The 15,183-nt window shown below is 65.8% G+C and carries 12 protein-coding genes; 7 read left to right on the forward strand and 5 right to left on the reverse strand.

Annotated elements, in window-relative coordinates:
- The first annotated feature begins 76 nt into the window (after nucleotides 1-76).
- Genes HCN08_RS21945 through fabF form a run of 4 tightly spaced genes read left to right on the forward strand, consistent with a single transcriptional unit; the run spans nucleotide 77 to nucleotide 6,622 of the window.
- Entirely contained in the window at nucleotides 77-2,557 is a 2,481-nt protein-coding gene (locus HCN08_RS21945) for a hypothetical protein (protein WP_167984910.1), read from the forward strand.
- Nucleotides 2,554-5,085 (forward strand): aminotransferase class III-fold pyridoxal phosphate-dependent enzyme, encoded by a 2,532-nt coding sequence (locus tag HCN08_RS21950; RefSeq protein WP_167984911.1) that lies wholly within the window; start codon nucleotides 2,554-2,556, stop codon nucleotides 5,083-5,085. Before HCN08_RS21945 ends, HCN08_RS21950 begins: the two co-directional genes overlap by 4 nt.
- Nucleotides 5,086-5,096: 11 nt before the next feature.
- Nucleotides 5,097-5,390 (forward strand): acyl carrier protein, encoded by a 294-nt coding sequence (locus HCN08_RS21955; RefSeq protein WP_322974605.1) that lies wholly within the window; start codon nucleotides 5,097-5,099, stop codon nucleotides 5,388-5,390.
- Nucleotides 5,387-6,622 (forward strand): beta-ketoacyl-ACP synthase II, encoded by a 1,236-nt coding sequence (gene fabF, locus HCN08_RS21960; RefSeq protein WP_167984913.1) that lies wholly within the window; start codon nucleotides 5,387-5,389, stop codon nucleotides 6,620-6,622. Before HCN08_RS21955 ends, fabF begins: the two co-directional genes overlap by 4 nt.
- A gap of 31 nt (nucleotides 6,623-6,653) precedes the next feature.
- Here fabF and HCN08_RS21965 read toward each other — a convergent pair whose 3' ends face one another.
- The gene (locus HCN08_RS21965; protein WP_167984914.1) at nucleotides 6,654-7,319 is read right to left on the reverse strand and encodes a nitroreductase; all 666 of its coding nucleotides are present in this window, start codon (nucleotides 7,317-7,319) and stop codon (nucleotides 6,654-6,656) included.
- A gap of 118 nt (nucleotides 7,320-7,437) precedes the next feature.
- On the opposite strand from HCN08_RS21965, the gene HCN08_RS21970 reads away from it, so the two are divergent.
- Nucleotides 7,438-7,806: an immunity 51 family protein gene (locus tag HCN08_RS21970; RefSeq protein WP_167984915.1), complete on the forward strand. Its 369-nt coding sequence runs from the start codon at nucleotides 7,438-7,440 to the stop codon at nucleotides 7,804-7,806.
- A 382-nt stretch (nucleotides 7,807-8,188) separates the two neighbouring features.
- Here the strand turns inward: HCN08_RS21970 and HCN08_RS21975 are convergent.
- Nucleotides 8,189-9,000 (reverse strand): IS5 family transposase gene (locus tag HCN08_RS21975; RefSeq protein WP_407648853.1). Its coding sequence is split into 2 segments (ribosomal slippage): nucleotides 8,189-8,649 and nucleotides 8,649-9,000, totalling 813 coding nucleotides; the frame shifts between segments, so codons are not numbered across the junction.
- Nucleotides 9,001-9,087: 87 nt separating this feature from the next.
- Between HCN08_RS21975 and HCN08_RS21980 the strand changes: the two genes are divergently transcribed.
- Together HCN08_RS21980 and HCN08_RS21985 are read left to right on the forward strand one after the other, a co-directional pair.
- Nucleotides 9,088-9,828 carry a Zn-binding domain-containing protein gene (locus tag HCN08_RS21980; RefSeq protein WP_322974606.1) on the forward strand — a complete coding sequence of 247 codons (741 nt, stop codon included), beginning with the start codon at nucleotides 9,088-9,090 and terminating at the stop codon, nucleotides 9,826-9,828.
- A gap of 217 nt (nucleotides 9,829-10,045) precedes the next feature.
- The gene (locus HCN08_RS21985; protein WP_167984917.1) at nucleotides 10,046-10,465 is read left to right on the forward strand and encodes a very short patch repair endonuclease; all 420 of its coding nucleotides are present in this window, start codon (nucleotides 10,046-10,048) and stop codon (nucleotides 10,463-10,465) included.
- Nucleotides 10,466-10,527: 62 nt separating this feature from the next.
- Here the strand turns inward: HCN08_RS21985 and HCN08_RS21990 are convergent, their stop codons facing one another.
- Genes HCN08_RS21990 through HCN08_RS22000 form a run of 3 tightly spaced genes read right to left on the reverse strand, consistent with a single transcriptional unit; the run spans nucleotide 10,528 to nucleotide 14,705 of the window.
- The gene (locus tag HCN08_RS21990; protein ID WP_167984918.1) at nucleotides 10,528-11,733 is read right to left on the reverse strand and encodes a PP_RS20740 family protein; all 1,206 of its coding nucleotides are present in this window, start codon (nucleotides 11,731-11,733) and stop codon (nucleotides 10,528-10,530) included.
- Nucleotides 11,726-13,681 carry an ATP-binding protein gene (locus HCN08_RS21995; RefSeq protein ID WP_167984919.1) on the reverse strand — a complete coding sequence of 652 codons (1,956 nt, stop codon included), beginning with the start codon at nucleotides 13,679-13,681 and terminating at the stop codon, nucleotides 11,726-11,728. The genes HCN08_RS21990 and HCN08_RS21995 overlap by 8 nt, the downstream gene beginning before the upstream one ends.
- Nucleotides 13,662-14,705, reverse strand: a complete 1,044-nt coding sequence (locus tag HCN08_RS22000; protein WP_322974607.1) for a DNA cytosine methyltransferase — start codon at nucleotides 14,703-14,705, stop codon at nucleotides 13,662-13,664. The genes HCN08_RS21995 and HCN08_RS22000 overlap by 20 nt, the downstream gene beginning before the upstream one ends.
- Nucleotides 14,706-15,183 lie beyond the last annotated feature (478 nt).

A 15,183-nucleotide genomic window follows, 5' to 3' on the forward strand; every position in this document is an offset into this window, starting at 1 on the left:
GCACATACTTCGCCCTTGAACGACCATTTCGGGGACGCGGACGAGGCGACGGGAACGCACGCATGGGGAACCGGTGTTGAGCACGGACGTGGAAGCGGAGGGCCCCGCGCCCTTCATGGTGGCGGTGGTGGGGAAGCGGCCGTGGTTCCACCAGGCGGTCGCGACGGCGCTGCGGGATCTCGCCGGGGACTCGGGGCGCCGGCTGGACTGCGGTGAAGTCCCGGTGCGGGAGGGGTCGTTCGACGAGCCGGCCTACGGGCAGGTGCTCGCCCGCTCCCGCCGGTTCCTGGACGCGGTGCTGCCCGGCGCCGCCTTCCGGCTGGTGCGGGCCGACTCGCTCACCGACCTCGGCCACGCTCTGGGCCGGCTGCCGCAACTCCCGGACGGGGAGCGGCCGGTGCTGGCGCTGGTGCTGATCGACGCCGCGGCGGCCGGGGTGAGCGCGGCGCCGCTGGACCGCGAACTCGACGCGGCGCTGGAGCAGTTGCGCAGCGACGTGGCCGGCGCGGCGGCCTTCGAGCCGTCCGGCTACTCCGTGGTGGTCTACGAGGCGGCCGGGCCGGACACCGTGCACGTGGCCTCGCCCTTCACCCACCGCGTACTGCCCGAGCAGGCATGGGTGCTGGCCGGCGACGCCGTGTGCTGCCTCACCGACGTCCTCCAACTGCGCCAGGGCGCCGCCGCGTTGCGCGCCGCCTCCCGTACGACGGCCTCGGCGCTGGCCGCCGCGCTCGCCGGCTTCCTCGACGGGGAGGCCCGCGGCAGCTGGGGGCTGCACTACTACACCGGGTCGGCCGTCAGCGGGCTCATCGGCGACCTGGAGGAGCTGGCCGCGGCGTCCGGCAGCCCGGTGCTGCGCGGGCCCAGCGAACACAGCCTGGCCTGCGGGGCGTTGGCGCGCTGGCAGGTGGACGGGGCGCCCGCGCTGATCGTGGCGACCAGCGGCATGGTCGACGAGTTCCGCGGCACCCTGGCCAATCTGCGCGAGGCCCGGGCCCGCGGCTTCATCGTCTGCGCCGACTCCCCGAGCGGCGCCTGGTTCCCCTTCCAGGGCACCGTGCACGCCGCCGAGGACTCCCGCGAGGTGCTGCGAGCCCGCCGGCTGCCCTGCTTCTACCTCGACGACCCCGCCCGCCTCGCCGACGACCTGGCCGCCGCGTTCGCCGCGTACGGCGAGCACCGCGGCCCGGTGGTGCTGCTGGCCACGCCCGAGGTGTTACGCGTGCCCGCGCCGGCCGGGCAGCAGCAGCCCGAGCCCGCGCGGGCACCGCTCACGGAGGTCACCGAGGACGCCCTCGCCCCCGTCATGGACCTCGTCAACGACGGCCCCACGCATGTCCTTTGGCAGTGCGGCGCCCTCGACGCCGAACAGCGCGGCCTGGTTTACGACATCGCCGCCGAGGCCGGTATTGCGCTGGCCGACTCGCTCACCCGCCCCGGCACCGTCGCCGGCCACCACGAGGGCCGCCGCGTCGAGGAGTACCTGGGCACGCTCGGCATGTACGGCTACTCCGCGCGCGTCCACGCCTTCCTGCACGAGGGCAGCCGGCTACGGCACCGCGACCGGCAGGCGCTGTTCTTCCTCAACAGCCGCATCCCCGAGGCCGCGACGCCCTTCGCACCGCGCACCCTGAAGCGGATGCTGCGCATCGTGCAGGTCACCCGGGAGGCCGCGCACCTGGCGCCCTTCACCGACCACCCCGTCCACGCCGACGGCACCGCCTTCCTCCGCGCGGTACGCCAACGCCTCGCCGTACCCGAGGAGTTGCGCGCGGCCCGGCGTGCCGCGATCGCCGCCACCGCGGACAGCCCGTCGGACGTCGTGCACCTGCTGCCGGTCGCGCCGATGAGCCCCAACTACTTCTTCCACCGCCTCGCCGCCGTCCTGGACGACCTGATCACCGCGCACGGCTACACGTACACCGGTGTCTTCGACGTCGGCCGCGGCGGACTGTCCGCGATCCGCAACCTGCCGCGTACCGGCCCCGGTTTCTCCGGCTGGTACGGCAGGGCGCTGATGGGCGACGCGCTGATGGCGGTGCCCGCGCTGGCGCTGACCCGGCAGGACAATGTGCTGGCCTTCGTCGGGGACGGGGCCGCCGCGCTGGTGCCCGACATGGTGCCGACGCTGGTCGAGCACATCTGCCTGGACGGGCGCCGCCCGGCCGGGAACGTCAGCGTCTTCCGGCTGGTCGACGGCGGCCACTCGGTCATCCGCACCTACCGCGAGGGCCGGGCCGGCGCCGCCTCGGCCCGGCAGACCCGGGTGCTGCACCTGCTCGACGACGAGCGCGAGCAGTCCTTCGGGCCCGTCACCGTCAGCCGCCGCCGGCTCACCGACGTGGACGGCGACGCGCTGCGCGACCAGCTCACCCGGCCCTCCACCGTCAACCTCTACGACGTGCTGCTCGCGCACAACAACGAGGGCGACGGGCTGAGCCTGCTGTCCTCGCTCGGCTGGCAGCGCGACGAACTGTCCGACCTGGCGCTCGCGATGGGCCCGCGCCCCCGCCCCGCCGCCGCCCGCACCACCCCGCGCCCTGGGAGCACACGGTGAAATTCGGTTTCCTGGCCCACCCGATCAGCGCCGGCCACCGCAACCAGGTCCGCGGCATGGACCTGGTCAGCCGGCTGCTGGAGGACCAGCTCGGCACCGTCCGCGAGGACGCCCCGCGGCACCACGTGCGGCTGCCGCTGCTGTCGTCGGTGACCTCGGCGACCGGCGCGTACGCCACCGGCGACGTCCGCTATCTGCCGTACACCGCAGGGGAGTTGCTGCGGCTGCCGGGGACGGCGAAGGAGGTCGTGGCCGCGGAGGTGCTGGCGCTGCGGGAGGCGGGCGCGGACATCGTGGGGCTCGGCGGGGCGACGTCCATCGTCGGCGACCGCGGGCTGTGGACGGCCGAGCACACCGGCATGCCCGTCACGAGCGGCAACTCCCTGACCACGTACGCCGCCCACCAGGCGCTGCTCACCTGCGTGCGGCTGCTGGACCTGCCGGTGGAGAGCACCCGGGTCGTGGTCGTCGGCTACCCGGGCTCCATCGGCCTGGCGGTGACGCGGCTGCTGCTCGACGACGGCTTCCCGCTGGACCTGGTGGCCCGGCGCGGCAACCGGGCGCCGGAGGCGCTGCTGCGGCACCTGGCGCCCGAGCAGCGGGCCCGGGTGGTGCTGCACGACGACATCGCCGAGTGCTACGACGGGCCGCGGCTGTACGTCACGGCGTCGTCCACGGGCGGGGTCGTGGACACCGCGCGGCTGCACCCGGGTTCGGTGGTCGTGGACGTGGCGCTGCCGCGGGACGTGGCCGCGCCGCCGCCGGCCGGGCGGGACGTGCTGGTCGTCGACGGCGGGCTCGTCACGGCGAGGGACGACGTGGCTTTCGGCGACGGGTCCGTGCCGGGGCCGAGCCAGCAGCTCAACGGGTGCCTGGCCGAGACGATGGTGCTCGCGTTGGAGGGGCGGGCCGCGTCGTGCTCGCTGGGGCGCGACCTGGACATCGGCGTGGTGCGGGAGTTGGGTGCGCTGGCCGGGCAACACGGCTTCGTGCCCTCGCCGTTGGCGTCCTTCGGCCGGCCGCTCGCCGAGGAGGAGATCGCGCGGCTGGCCGTGCACCACGCCCCTTCGCGTACGGCCCGGGCAGGCGCGCAGGACGTGACCGCGGCGACGAAATGGCGCTTCCGGGAGCACGTCAACCCGCCCATGGCCAAGCTGTTCGCCGCCCACCACATGGACCGGGTCTTCACCTCGGCCCGCGGCTGCACCCTGACCACCGAGGACGGCACGGACTACCTGGACTTCGTCGCCGGCTACGGCTGCCTCAACCTCGGCCACAACCACCCCGCGGTGACCGGCGCTTTGCGCACGTTCCTGGACGGCGGCGCGCCGACCTTCGTGCAGTACGTGTCGATGCCCGCGCAGACCGCGGAGCTCGCCGAGCGGCTGTGCGAGGTCGCGCCGCCCGGCCTGGAGCGGGCCTTCTTCAGCAACTCCGGTGCGGAGGCGGTCGAGGCGGCGCTCAAGCTGGCCCGTGCCGGTACGGGCCGGCGGCGGCTGGTCTACACGGCCAACAGCTACCACGGCAAGACGCTCGGCGCGCTGTCCGTCACCGGCCGGGACTCGCACCGGGCCGGCTTCGGCCCGCTGCTGCCCGACTGCGTCGAGGTCCCCTACGGCGACGTGGCCGCGCTGGCCGCGGTGATCGACGGGGCGGCGGCCTTCGTCGTCGAACCGGTGCAGGGGGAAGGCGGGGTGGTGCTGCCGCCGCCCGGATACCTGCGCGCGGCACAGGAGTTGTGCCGGCGGGCCGGGGCGGCCTTCGTGCTGGACGAGATCCAGACCGGACTCGGCCGCACCGGCGCGATGTTCGCCGCCGAGCACGACGGGCTTGAGCCGGACGTGCTGTGCGTGGCCAAGTCGCTGTCGGGCGGCCTGGTGCCGATCGCCGTCACGCTGTCGCGCGCGGAGCTGTGGGACCAGGCGTACGGCAGCAGCAACCGGGCGATGCTGCACTCGTCCACCTTCGGCGGCGGCAACTTCGCGGCGGCGGCCGGGCTTGCGACGCTCGACGCGCTGGAGGCGGAGAAACTGCCCGCGCGGGCCGCGGAGTTGGGCGCGCATCTGCGGGCCGGGCTGCAAGAGGTCGCCGGGCGCTACGACTTCATCCGCGAGGTGCGCGGGGTCGGGCTGATGAACGCGATCGAGTTCGACGGCGACTTCTCCGGCGCGGCCCGCTCGCTCGCCGACGAGCTGCTGACCCGGCTGCCGGGCGATCTGCACGCGCTGGTCGACTGGATGCCCGACGACGTGACCGACGCGATCCGGCACGCCGGCCGCACACTTGAGGCCACCCTCGGCGACCTGATGTGCCTGCGGTTCGTGCACGCGCTCGCCCGCGACCACCGCATCCTCACCTTCGTCACCGCCAACCACGGCCGCATGCTGCGCATCCAGCCGCCGCTCGTCCTGGACCGCGCCGAAGCCGACCGGTTCGTGGCCGCGACCGACGCCGTATGCCGCGAACTGGGCCTGCACGCGGGCCTCGCGGCCCGCACCGCCCGTACTCCCCGCCCCGCCCACTCGTGAGGACCACACCTGTGACAACCGACGCCACCCCCGCGGACCTGCTGCGCAACCGCATCGCCGACGTGCTCGTCGACCGGCTCGGGCTGCTGCCCGAGGAGGTCGTGCCCGAGGCCCGCTTCAAGGAGGACCTCGGCATGGACTCGCTCGACATGGTCGAGCTGCTCACCGTCGTCGAGGAGGAGCTGGGCGAGCCGCTGGACTCCCCCGACGACACGCTGTCCTCGCTCGCCACGATCGGCGACGTCGCCGACTTCCTGCTCGCGCGCGGTGTCGCCGCCGAGGAGGCCCAGGAGGTCGGGGCATGAGCGGGACGCGTGTCGTGGTCACCGGGCTCGGTCCCGTGACCACGATCGGCGTCGGCGCGGCGGACTTCCACCAGGCGCAGCTCAAGGGCGTCAGCGGGGTCGGGCCCATCACGCGCTTCGACGCCTCGGGGCTGTCCTCGCGGATCGCCGGCGAGGTGGAGCTGCCGGCCGAACTCGCCCCGAGCCGGCGGGAGGCGCTGGCCGCCGACCGGTGCACGCTGCTGGCGCGGGCCGCGGCGACGCTCGCGCTCGCCGACAGCGGGCTGGACCTGGCGGCGGAGGCGCCGGAGCGGTGCGGGGTCGTGGTCGGGACGGGCGCGGGCGGCCTGGAGACGTGGGAGGCCAACACGCGCACCCTCATCGCGTCCGGGCCCGGGCGGCTCGGGGCGCGCTTCATCCCGATGGCGATGAGCAACGCGCCGGCCGCGAGGATCGCCGTCGACCTGGGCCTGACCGGGCCGTGCTCGGCGGTCTCCACGGCGTGCGCGTCGGGGGCGGACGCGCTGGTGGCCGCGTACCAGATGATCGTGTGCGGTGAGGCGGACGTGGTGCTGGCCGGCGGTACGGAGGCGGCGGTCAACCCGCTGACGGTCGCCGGCTTCGCGCGGATGGGCGCGCTGTCGCGCCGCAACGACGCGCCGGAGCTGGCGTCGCGGCCCTTCGCCGCCGACCGGGACGGCTTCGTCCTCGCGGAGGGCGCGGCCGTCCTCGTCCTGGAGTCCGCCGAGCACGCCGCCGCGCGCGGGGCGACGGTGCTGGCCGAACTGCGCGGCTACGGCCGCTCGTGCGACGCCCACCACATCACCGCGCCGCACCCCGAGGGCGCGGGTGCGCGGCGCGCGCTCACCAACGCGCTGCGCTCCGCGGGCCTTTCGCCGGAGGACGTCTCGTACGTCAACGCGCACGGCACGGGCACGCAGTTCAACGACGCCGCCGAAGCGCTCGCCCTCCAGGCGGCGTTGGGCCCGGCGGCGGGCTCCGTCCCGGTGTCGGCGACCAAGTCCATGACGGGCCACGCGCTCGGCGCGTCCGGCGCGATCGAGGCGGTGGCCTGCGTGCAGTCCCTGGTCCACCAGGTCGTCCCGCCGACCCTGAACCTCGACGACCCGGACCCGTCCGTCCCGCTCGCCCTGGTGGGGGCCGACCCGCAGGAGGTCCCGGTGACCGCCGTCCTCTCCAACTCCTTCGCCTTCGGCGGCCACAACGTGGTGCTGGCGTTCACGACGGTGTGAGGGGGGCTTCGCGGGCGGCTTGCGGGGCGGGTCATGTGCCTATGAAGCTCACGGTTTCCGCCAGGGCCGCGCGGGCGGTGCGGGGCCGGGGGGCGCCGGGCAGTTCGTAGCCCACGGACAGGCCGCACAGCAGGGTGAGTTCGTCGCCGGCGGCGACGGTTCTGCCGACCGTCTCGCGGTACATGGTCCACATCACCTGCGGGCAGCTGTGCAGGCCCTCCGCCCTCAGCAGCAGCATGACCGTCTGCAGGTACATCCCCGCGTCGGCCCACTGGCCGGGGCCCATGGTCCGGTCGAGGTAGCAGAACAGGACGACCGGCGCGCCGAACGCCTCGGCGTTCACGGTGGCGATCCTGCGGGGCCGGTCGGGGTCGTCGCGCTCGATGCCCAGCGCGGCGTAGCGCTGGGCCGCGGCGGCGGTGAAGCGGTCGAGGTACGGGGGGACGAGCTCGTCCGGGTACATCGGATACTGCCGGGCGTCGCCCGGATCCCCCGCCCGGGCCCTGCCGACCGCGCGCCGCTTCAGCTCGGCCAGCGGCTCGCCGGTCACGACGTACAGCCGCCACGGCTGGAGGTTGCCGCTGGACGGGGCCCGGGCCGCCGCACCCAGCACGCGTTCGAGCACGTCCCTGCCGACCGGCTTGTCGCTGAACGCCCGTACGGCCCGGCGGCTGTCCACAGCCTCGTACACATCCATGCCGGTTGAACGTACACGGCGGTGGAGACGCTCACTCCGGGCGCAGAGGGCGCGCGGAGCCCGCCGGGCCCGGACGGACCGCGGCACGGCTGTCGGTGCCGCCCGCTAGCGTCACCGCATGACCGACTCCCCCGCCGGCTCCGCCTCCCTGGAGCCGCTGACGTTCTTCGAGTACGACCACAAGCCCGGCCACTACTGCCTGCTGCTCAGCGACGACCACATGGTCGGCCTCCTCGACGTCTTCGAGTCCTGCGGCCAGTACGGCAACGGCTACGGCTGGGCGGGCGTGGCCCGCTCGGCGATACGCTCCCGCGCGCCCGAACTGGAGGACCGCGTGTCCTTCGACCCCGAGGCCGGCATGTTCGTCGCCTACGGCGAGGACCCCGCAGCACTCCAATCCCTCGGCACCCTCCTCCACGCCGCCTGGCACGACCGCACCCTCCTCCACACCCTCATCACCACCGGCGACCCCGACTGGTTCGACTGACTTCCCTCATCCCCACCCGGACTCTGTCCTTGCATTTCGGCACTCACCACGAGGAGGCTGTTCCCCGGCATACGGACGTGCCGATGGGAGGGGCCACCGCCCCCGATTTCCGAGGGCCTCATCCGGGGCGCGGTTATGGGGCCAAGAGTGCGAAGGATCTGCTCCAGGAGTGGCGACACAGACCGCCAACGAGACGCTCTACATCACGGACGGTGTGACGACCGGCCACATCTTTGCTTGTGACGCTCATCGACAAGCAGCGTGACCGCTGCGCCGGCGTCGAGTCGATCTGCACCGCGCTGACTGTTTTGGCCTGCGCTTTCCCTCGAACGGTCCTCAATGGCCACCGTTGACTCCAACGAGTGTTGGAGAGTAACAACGGCTAACACAATGAGTTGATCTGTCGCAGGGTGATCAGGCAGCAGGCGAGTTTGAGGAAGGCTTCGTGGATGTCGGCTCTGCGCTCCCAGCGGATGCGGAGTCGTTTGAAGCCGTGGAGCCAGGCGAAGGTGCGCTCGACGACCCAGCGGTAGGTGCCCGGGCCGGTGCCGTGCCTTGTTCCGCGGCGGGCGATGGCAGGCGCGATGCGGCGGGCGCGGACCTGGTCGCGGTAGATGTCGTGGTCGTAGCCGCGGTCGGCGAACAGCGAGTCCGGTTTCCGGCGGGGGTGCCCGCGCCGGCCGCGAGTGGCCGGGATCGCGTCGATCAGCGGCAGGAGCTGGGTGACGTCGTTGCGGTTCCCGCCGGTGAGGATGACGGCCAGCGGTGTGCCGTGGCCGTCGGTGACCAGGTGGTGTTTCGAGCCCGGCTGGCCCCGGTCGACCGGCGAGGGGCCCGTGTGGAGCCCCCTTTTGACGCCCTGACGTGGGACGAGTCGACCACCGCTCTCGACCAGTCCAGCCGGGCGGCTGCGTTCAGTTCAGCAAGCAGCACTTCGTGCAGACGCTGCCACACGCCGGCCTCGTTCCAATCCCGAAGCCGCCGCCAGCACGTCATCCCTGATCCGAACCCGAGCTCCTGCGGCAGGTGCTCCCACTGGATCCCGGTGCGGAGCACGAACAGGATCCCGCACAGCACCTCACGGTCTGGCACCGGTCTGCGGCCCGGGTAACGGAAACGCCGCTCCCTCCTCGGCAGCAGCGGCTCGATCCGCCCCCACAGCTCATCCGACACGATCCACGGCGAGGCACCCACAACCTGCCCAACGCCCAACTCATAGGCCAGACACGCCCACCAGGACCGATCCACCTCATTGTGTTAGCCGTTGTAAACCTCACCTCTGTGCCACAGAGTACCGGCTTCCCCGATGACCGCTCAGGCAGACGGGCGGCCTGGTACTCGCTGGCTGCTCTCCTTCGCGCGGCTGCGGGTTCGCTCCTGCAGGTACAGCCCAACGAGATCGCGTCTGGCATCCACGGTACCGGCACCGGAAGCAGCAAGGCGCGTACCTTCGCTTTTCTTTCCGACACCTTGGACAACGGTGCTGGCTATTGCACGCACCTCGCCGACCGGGGTGTTTTCGACCAACTCATGACGACTACCTCTAGGATGCTGGCCGAATTCGCGGACGGCGCCCACGGCCGCGACTGCCGTGGGTCTTGCTACCAATGCCTACGCGACTATACGAACATGGCGTACCACAGTCTCCTGGACTGGCGGCTGGCAGGCGAGCTCCTAAGCATTCTTCGAGCTACGGACGATACCAGCAACCAGCACGGCCGCCAATCCGCGGAATTGCTCCGAGACTGGGCGTCCAACATTCCGCCCGGAGATGTGGAGTTTTGGGACGACCTGGGCGGTACCGGCCCCGCGGTCCTCTTCGAGGAGCGAGTCTGGGTCGCTGCCAAGGGCCCGTTCGAGGCGGCCGACGCCGCGATGTCCTCGCCGCGCATCAGCATTGTACGCGACGCCGTCGCGGCAAATACCCGAGGCGTTTGCGACATGGTCTTCGTTGACGACTTCCTTCTCGATAAAGCCCCGGCACGGGTGTCCGCCATGCTCGCCGATTTCGACGGCGCGTAAGGGCTAGCGAAGTTGCTCGCTGCAGGCTCCGAAGCTGCAACGAGCAGCGCAGCCGTCCTGTGAGGCACAAAATGCCACTCTATCTTCGGCAGCCAGATCGCTCGATTTTCACCGCTGTCGCGCAACGAGTCGTCATAAATCGGCGCAGCAATAGAGCTGATCGGCTGTTGGTGACAGGAAGGCTGGTACGGCCGAATAAATCGAGTAAGCTAAGCCCATGAGCGACAAGAAGTCATGGGCGTCATCTCCAGGACGGCGCAGAAACATGCAGGCGAACCGTGCTCGCGACACCGGGCCTGAGCTAGCTGTACGGAAGCTACTCCACGCTCAGGGCTTCCGCTATCGGGTCCACTACGCTCCTCTGCCAAGTATCCGGAGGCGCGCCGACATTGTCTTCACTCGGCAGAGAATCGCCATATTTATAGACGGGTGCTTTTGGCATAATTGCCCTGAGCACGGTCACCCAGTGACCGTGAATTCTGATTACTGGAACCCGAAACTGGCCAGAAATCACGAACGCGACACTGAGACAAATTTCCTTCTACGCACAAACGGGTGGCTGGTGCTACGATTCTGGGCCCACGAGGATGCCATGGAAGTTTGCAAAAAGATCGCATCATCCGTGCGTGCTCATTAAAGTCGGGCCAGAAATATAAAGCCGAGCCTAGAAATTTGAGATATTTTGTCCACAAATCCCTATCATCCGATGCGCTCCTGACGAACCGCCCAGTTGCGATACGCGCTCACGTCGTAGCCGGCAGATCCAAGAAGCGAAGATGACTCCGAAATGCACACCTCGAACTCATCTGCTTGCTCTCGGATTACGTCATCAACACGGACTCGATCATGAACGCGGCGCGGGACTCTGAACGACTGCTCACACTCTTTAACAAACTCTGGCACTTGCTCTGCTGGAATTTGTGTAAGCCCATGAGGATCTTCACGCACAATAGGATCTGGCTTAAACCGGATCGCTAGCGAGACGATGTCGTCTTCACCCGGGCGAGTACCTGTGCGGTAGGTCATAAAACTACGGACCGAAGCTTTAAGGCCTGTCCGTACGCCACAGGAGATAATCCACTGAGTCAGACCAAGCATAAACAATTCTGCGGTCGTAGCCACCTCTGATATTTTTTGACCTAGCTCGACATGTGGCAGTCCCCATAGCGTGGAAAGTTCTTCCGAGTATCCCGAGCACGTATCACTTATTTCCTCTACAATCCGTGTTAGCTTTCTCTTCGTTTCTTCTTCGATATTATCATCGTCCATGCGCGTGGTGATGAACAATAGGAAATCTTCGTTAGTTCTTTCTTGATTCTGTAGTAGGACCTGCAGCGCCGCAAAGTAGTTAGGTATCCCAAGCGCCTTCTCTTTGCCTGCAAAACCCCCACACAAGTCAATATTAATCGCGTGGAACGGTCCTTCCTGGCGAATCCTTTGATAAGGCTGCGATCGATGGCTAGCCACCATCCGAAAGTCGCCTGGGACTACCTGAGATTCCGAATTAATACACTCGAGTCTATTTACGGAGAATTGCGCAGAATTGAGTTCGGATTGCGCGGAACTTGCTGGGTTTGCAGCATTATTAAAACCTAGATAACGTAGCTCCATGTTGTTCCGGGCGCAAACGGCTTCGACGATGTGCCGAATATCCAGGAGATCGTTGCCAGGCAGCGTGAGATAACGCAGCTGGCCTCGCTGGAGCTTGAGATCACGTGCAAGGATATTGATTTCCCGGCTCCACTGCATCCTGCGCACGTACTGCTTCCGGGGCCGATGCCATGGCTGGAATTCACGTTCCGCTTTGGTTGGAAAAGGTACCGGCCCGTCGCCCAGGATATTGCGAAGGTCATCCTGCTCGTCTGGCTCGTCTGCTCCCAACGGTGCGTCCATCTCTTCAGCCAAGGTTTTCAACTTCCAGGATACCGAGAATAGAGCCGAGAAGGTTGTCCTGCTCCTTGGGGGATAGTTGCTCGAGTACCCCGTAAACAGACAGCACCTTAGTGATGGCCTCCAATTTACGCAGGTTGTCAGGATCCGGCGATTTTGCAGATGCGCCTGGGATTTCCCGGACAATCCGATCAAGATCGAAAGACTGAACGATACGTACGGCGCTCGACGAACGTTTCTCTTGACCTTGGCGAGAAAATTGGATATCTGGGATTACGCCTTCGCCATCCGTTCGCACTGCGTTAGCAGAGTCCACGATGCGACCGATACGGCCTTCTATGCCAAGCTTCGTTGACGACCGGGCTTCTTGGCGAAGCTGTTGAGCTTGCCGCTTCTGCGCTGTAGCGAGTTGCCGCAGAGCATTGTGGACCCACCGGGTGAGCACCACGGTATGCGGGTGAGCCGTATTAAAGCTTTCACGGTCGATGTTGAGCGCCGCTTCGAGCCCTTGCTTGACAAAGATCTCACAAGTAATCTGCCGAAGCCGGGTCAACTCCGCGACTTGATAATTGAAAAACGTAGAGTCAAAAAGGGTACCACTTGCTCCATGGATACGTACCAAAACACCTTGGTGTTCGGTAGGGGCAACCTTAGGGGTCCAGAATAGGTAGCCTTCAAACTCAAGCGGCCCGGCGCTGACATCCCTATCAAATCCTTTGAACTCCTCACGCAGCGATCCAACAAAAACCATCGGTTTCTTCAGAACATGCTGAGTCATCGGTAGATTGCGAAAACGGATAGGGCGACTAAGCTGCACGCCATCTACAGTAACCTTAAAATCCGCCTGAGATTCTACGGCGGGAGGCATGCCGGCAGCCTCCCGCAAAGTAATGTCGGCTTGCTCGTTACTAATTGGACGGGCGGACCCTTTGGAATTGTTAGCAAGCCTGTAAAAATACGCCCACTCATCGGCAACAGTCTCATCGAGGACGTTCTTTTCGACGTATGGTAGGGGAAGTGCCAGTGCGAGATTCCAAAGCATTTGGAGGTAGGCGTCGAAGATGTGGGCGAGCTTCACTGTTGTCTGCCCCTGTACTGCCGCCCAGACGCTTGAGACCATCTTCGAAAATGCCGCTTCACCGGTGTCCCCTTCGTCCCAGGGGAGGTTTCTCAGCCTTCTTTTCTGGTCATCAACGTGGAGATCCTGGGCATCGAGGTGACCAATATGATACATCGGCACACTAGAGAGAGACTTCTCCTGTGCGCTGCTTTCAATGGTAGTGCTAATTGCACCCCACATTTGCTCGCTTCGGAGACTGTCCCTAGTCTGCGGACGAATCGCAGTTAGCGCAATCGTCGTTCCATGCACGTCGACATCATCTGTGGGCTCCCGCCAGACCTGATAACGCCCTGCTTGGAATTCCCCACCGTCAGAGCTTGCTGGGCCATCGGAGAACTGGCGCAGGTTTACGAGTACGACTGTACGATATCCGTCGCCCTGTGTTTTGGTGATGATCTGGAAGCTATGTGTCAGCTGAGAAACGGAGAAAATTCCAATGCCAAGCTTTCCAATGAGCGTTCGGCCCTTGGGGCTTGTGGTTGGATCTGTTCCTGAGGTGATGCCGAGTTCCTGACCCTGTTCCGTGCGCTTGGCGCTTCCACCAATATTGTGAAGCAAGTGGACAACTGCCTCAGGTGTCATACCAGTGCCGTTGTCTTCGATAGTGATGCGGCTGAATTTGGGCGCATCCGTTTTTACGGAAACCCATGTTGCGTCTGCGTCATAAGCATTTGCAATAAGTTCTCTTATGGCTGATCCGGGCTGCCGATAGATACCATCTGTCACCCGAGCAATAACACGATCGTTAGTTGTCAGTACTGATTCAATGGAGTCGGACTGGCTCTTTGCGTCGCGGAGCTGATTAGCAAACGCCCGGTCTCTCTCATTTCGCAGTGAACTCATTGCCGCTCCTAATCTCCCTCTCAGCGGCGTCGAGCGCTTTAGCAGTTGCGTTGCCTAGTGCTCGAGCGAGTGGCGGCGGCACGGCGTTTGATACTTGTTCGACTTGCGCCGATAGTGATCCTTCGATTACAAAGCTTGCTGGAAATCCTTGGAGCATCATTGCTTCAAAAATACTCAGACGCCTATGTCCATCAGGATGAACGTGAATTTCACGGTGCCCATATGCAACGGTAGGGCTGGGTTTATCCCAATCTAGCCGTCGAAAGCTTCTGGTGGCACCCTGCGCATCATTAGGCCGCTGAAAACGACGAGAGAGTGGGCGCATCGTCCAATGGTTCGGATGATGCGGAATATCTCCAGCGTCTAGACCCCGGCTAAAATAAGCTGGGTCCGGGAGGCCATAGATGGCATCCCTTACATGAAGATTAGCGCCAATCGTCTTACGTGGCGAAAAATTCTTCCCAGCTTCGGCAGATTTGAACGCTGAGATAATTACACGCCTACGATTCTGTGGTACCCCAAAATCCAAAGCGCAGTATTCGTCCACGCTTTCATTAAGCCCCAACTCTCGGAATTTCGAAAGGATCCCGGCAAATGTAACCTCGTGCTTTACGTCTTTGATTCCAAGAACGTTTTCAAAAAGCACGAACTGTACATCATATCGCTTCTGCAGTTCTTCGACAATTTCTAGATAAAGAATAGGAAGTCTATTTCGCGGATCAGTTGCAAGGGCTGCAGGATTAGCTCTTGAGAAACCCTGGCATGGTGGTCCGCCAATCACCCCGATCGGCTCACCGTCAGCCAATATCTCCGCGAGGAGGTTAAGTACGCCGACCGGCTGCAAAGCGTTCAGATCTGCTGCCACTGACCTGGTGTCTCTGAAGTTCCGCTGGTGCGTTTTGATGGCCCACTCAGAACTGTCAACCGCAAACGAAAGAGAGAATCCCGCCTCTTGGTATCCAAGGTCGAGCCCGCCAGCGCCGGAGAACAAGCTAACGATCTTCGGCAACACCACTGACCTCACCTCGTCATGTACACACCCAGAGGTGTGTGCTCTTAGCCAGGACTACCTTCCTGCTTGAGCCAGGGACACCCCGACGCGCGCATCATATCCGGGCAAGTGGGACATCTGTTGCTAAAACACGCCAATTCCTAGCTTCAGCCGTGTGTAACAGCCGCTGTAGTCTACGACAGCGTACTGGCTCGTGACCTGCACTTGTTGGAAATCTGATGATCTCCAAAAGCCAGGGCGTAGCCGACTACTCCAGGGAGCACTAGAGCGGAGCGTGTGAGACCTTGCAGATCAGAGGGAGGTCTGCACCCTGGCCACGCGCAGCTGTCCCGCTTCGCTTGTCTGAGATGTGCTAGGCCACGCAGGCGTCGTTGTCGCTGGTGAGCGTACGAACGAGTATGACCACGCTCGTAGTGGCTATTTAGCCGTCTAGTTCGACAGCGAGACGGGCGAACAACCGAAGCACACTTATACGTGTGGGGTGGCTCCG

Origin of the sequence: Actinacidiphila epipremni, assembly GCF_012034175.1 — a bacterium.
GTDB lineage: Bacteria > Actinomycetota > Actinomycetes > Streptomycetales > Streptomycetaceae > Actinacidiphila > Actinacidiphila epipremni.

Bases quoted from the DNA above. Each gene is read 5' to 3' on its own strand.
- HCN08_RS21965 (WP_167984914.1), bottom strand. From the start codon at position 7,319: ATGGATGTGTACGAGGCTGTGGACAGCCGCCGGGCCGTACGGGCGTTC.
- HCN08_RS21985 (WP_167984917.1), top strand. From the start codon at position 10,046: ATGAGCGACAAGAAGTCATGGGCGTCATCTCCAGGACGGCGCAGAAAC.
- HCN08_RS21995 (WP_167984919.1), bottom strand. From the start codon at position 13,681: ATGAGTTCACTGCGAAATGAGAGAGACCGGGCGTTTGCTAATCAGCTC.
- fabF (WP_167984913.1), top strand. From the start codon at position 5,387: ATGAGCGGGACGCGTGTCGTGGTCACCGGGCTCGGTCCCGTGACCACG.
- HCN08_RS21970 (WP_167984915.1), top strand. From the start codon at position 7,438: ATGACCGACTCCCCCGCCGGCTCCGCCTCCCTGGAGCCGCTGACGTTC.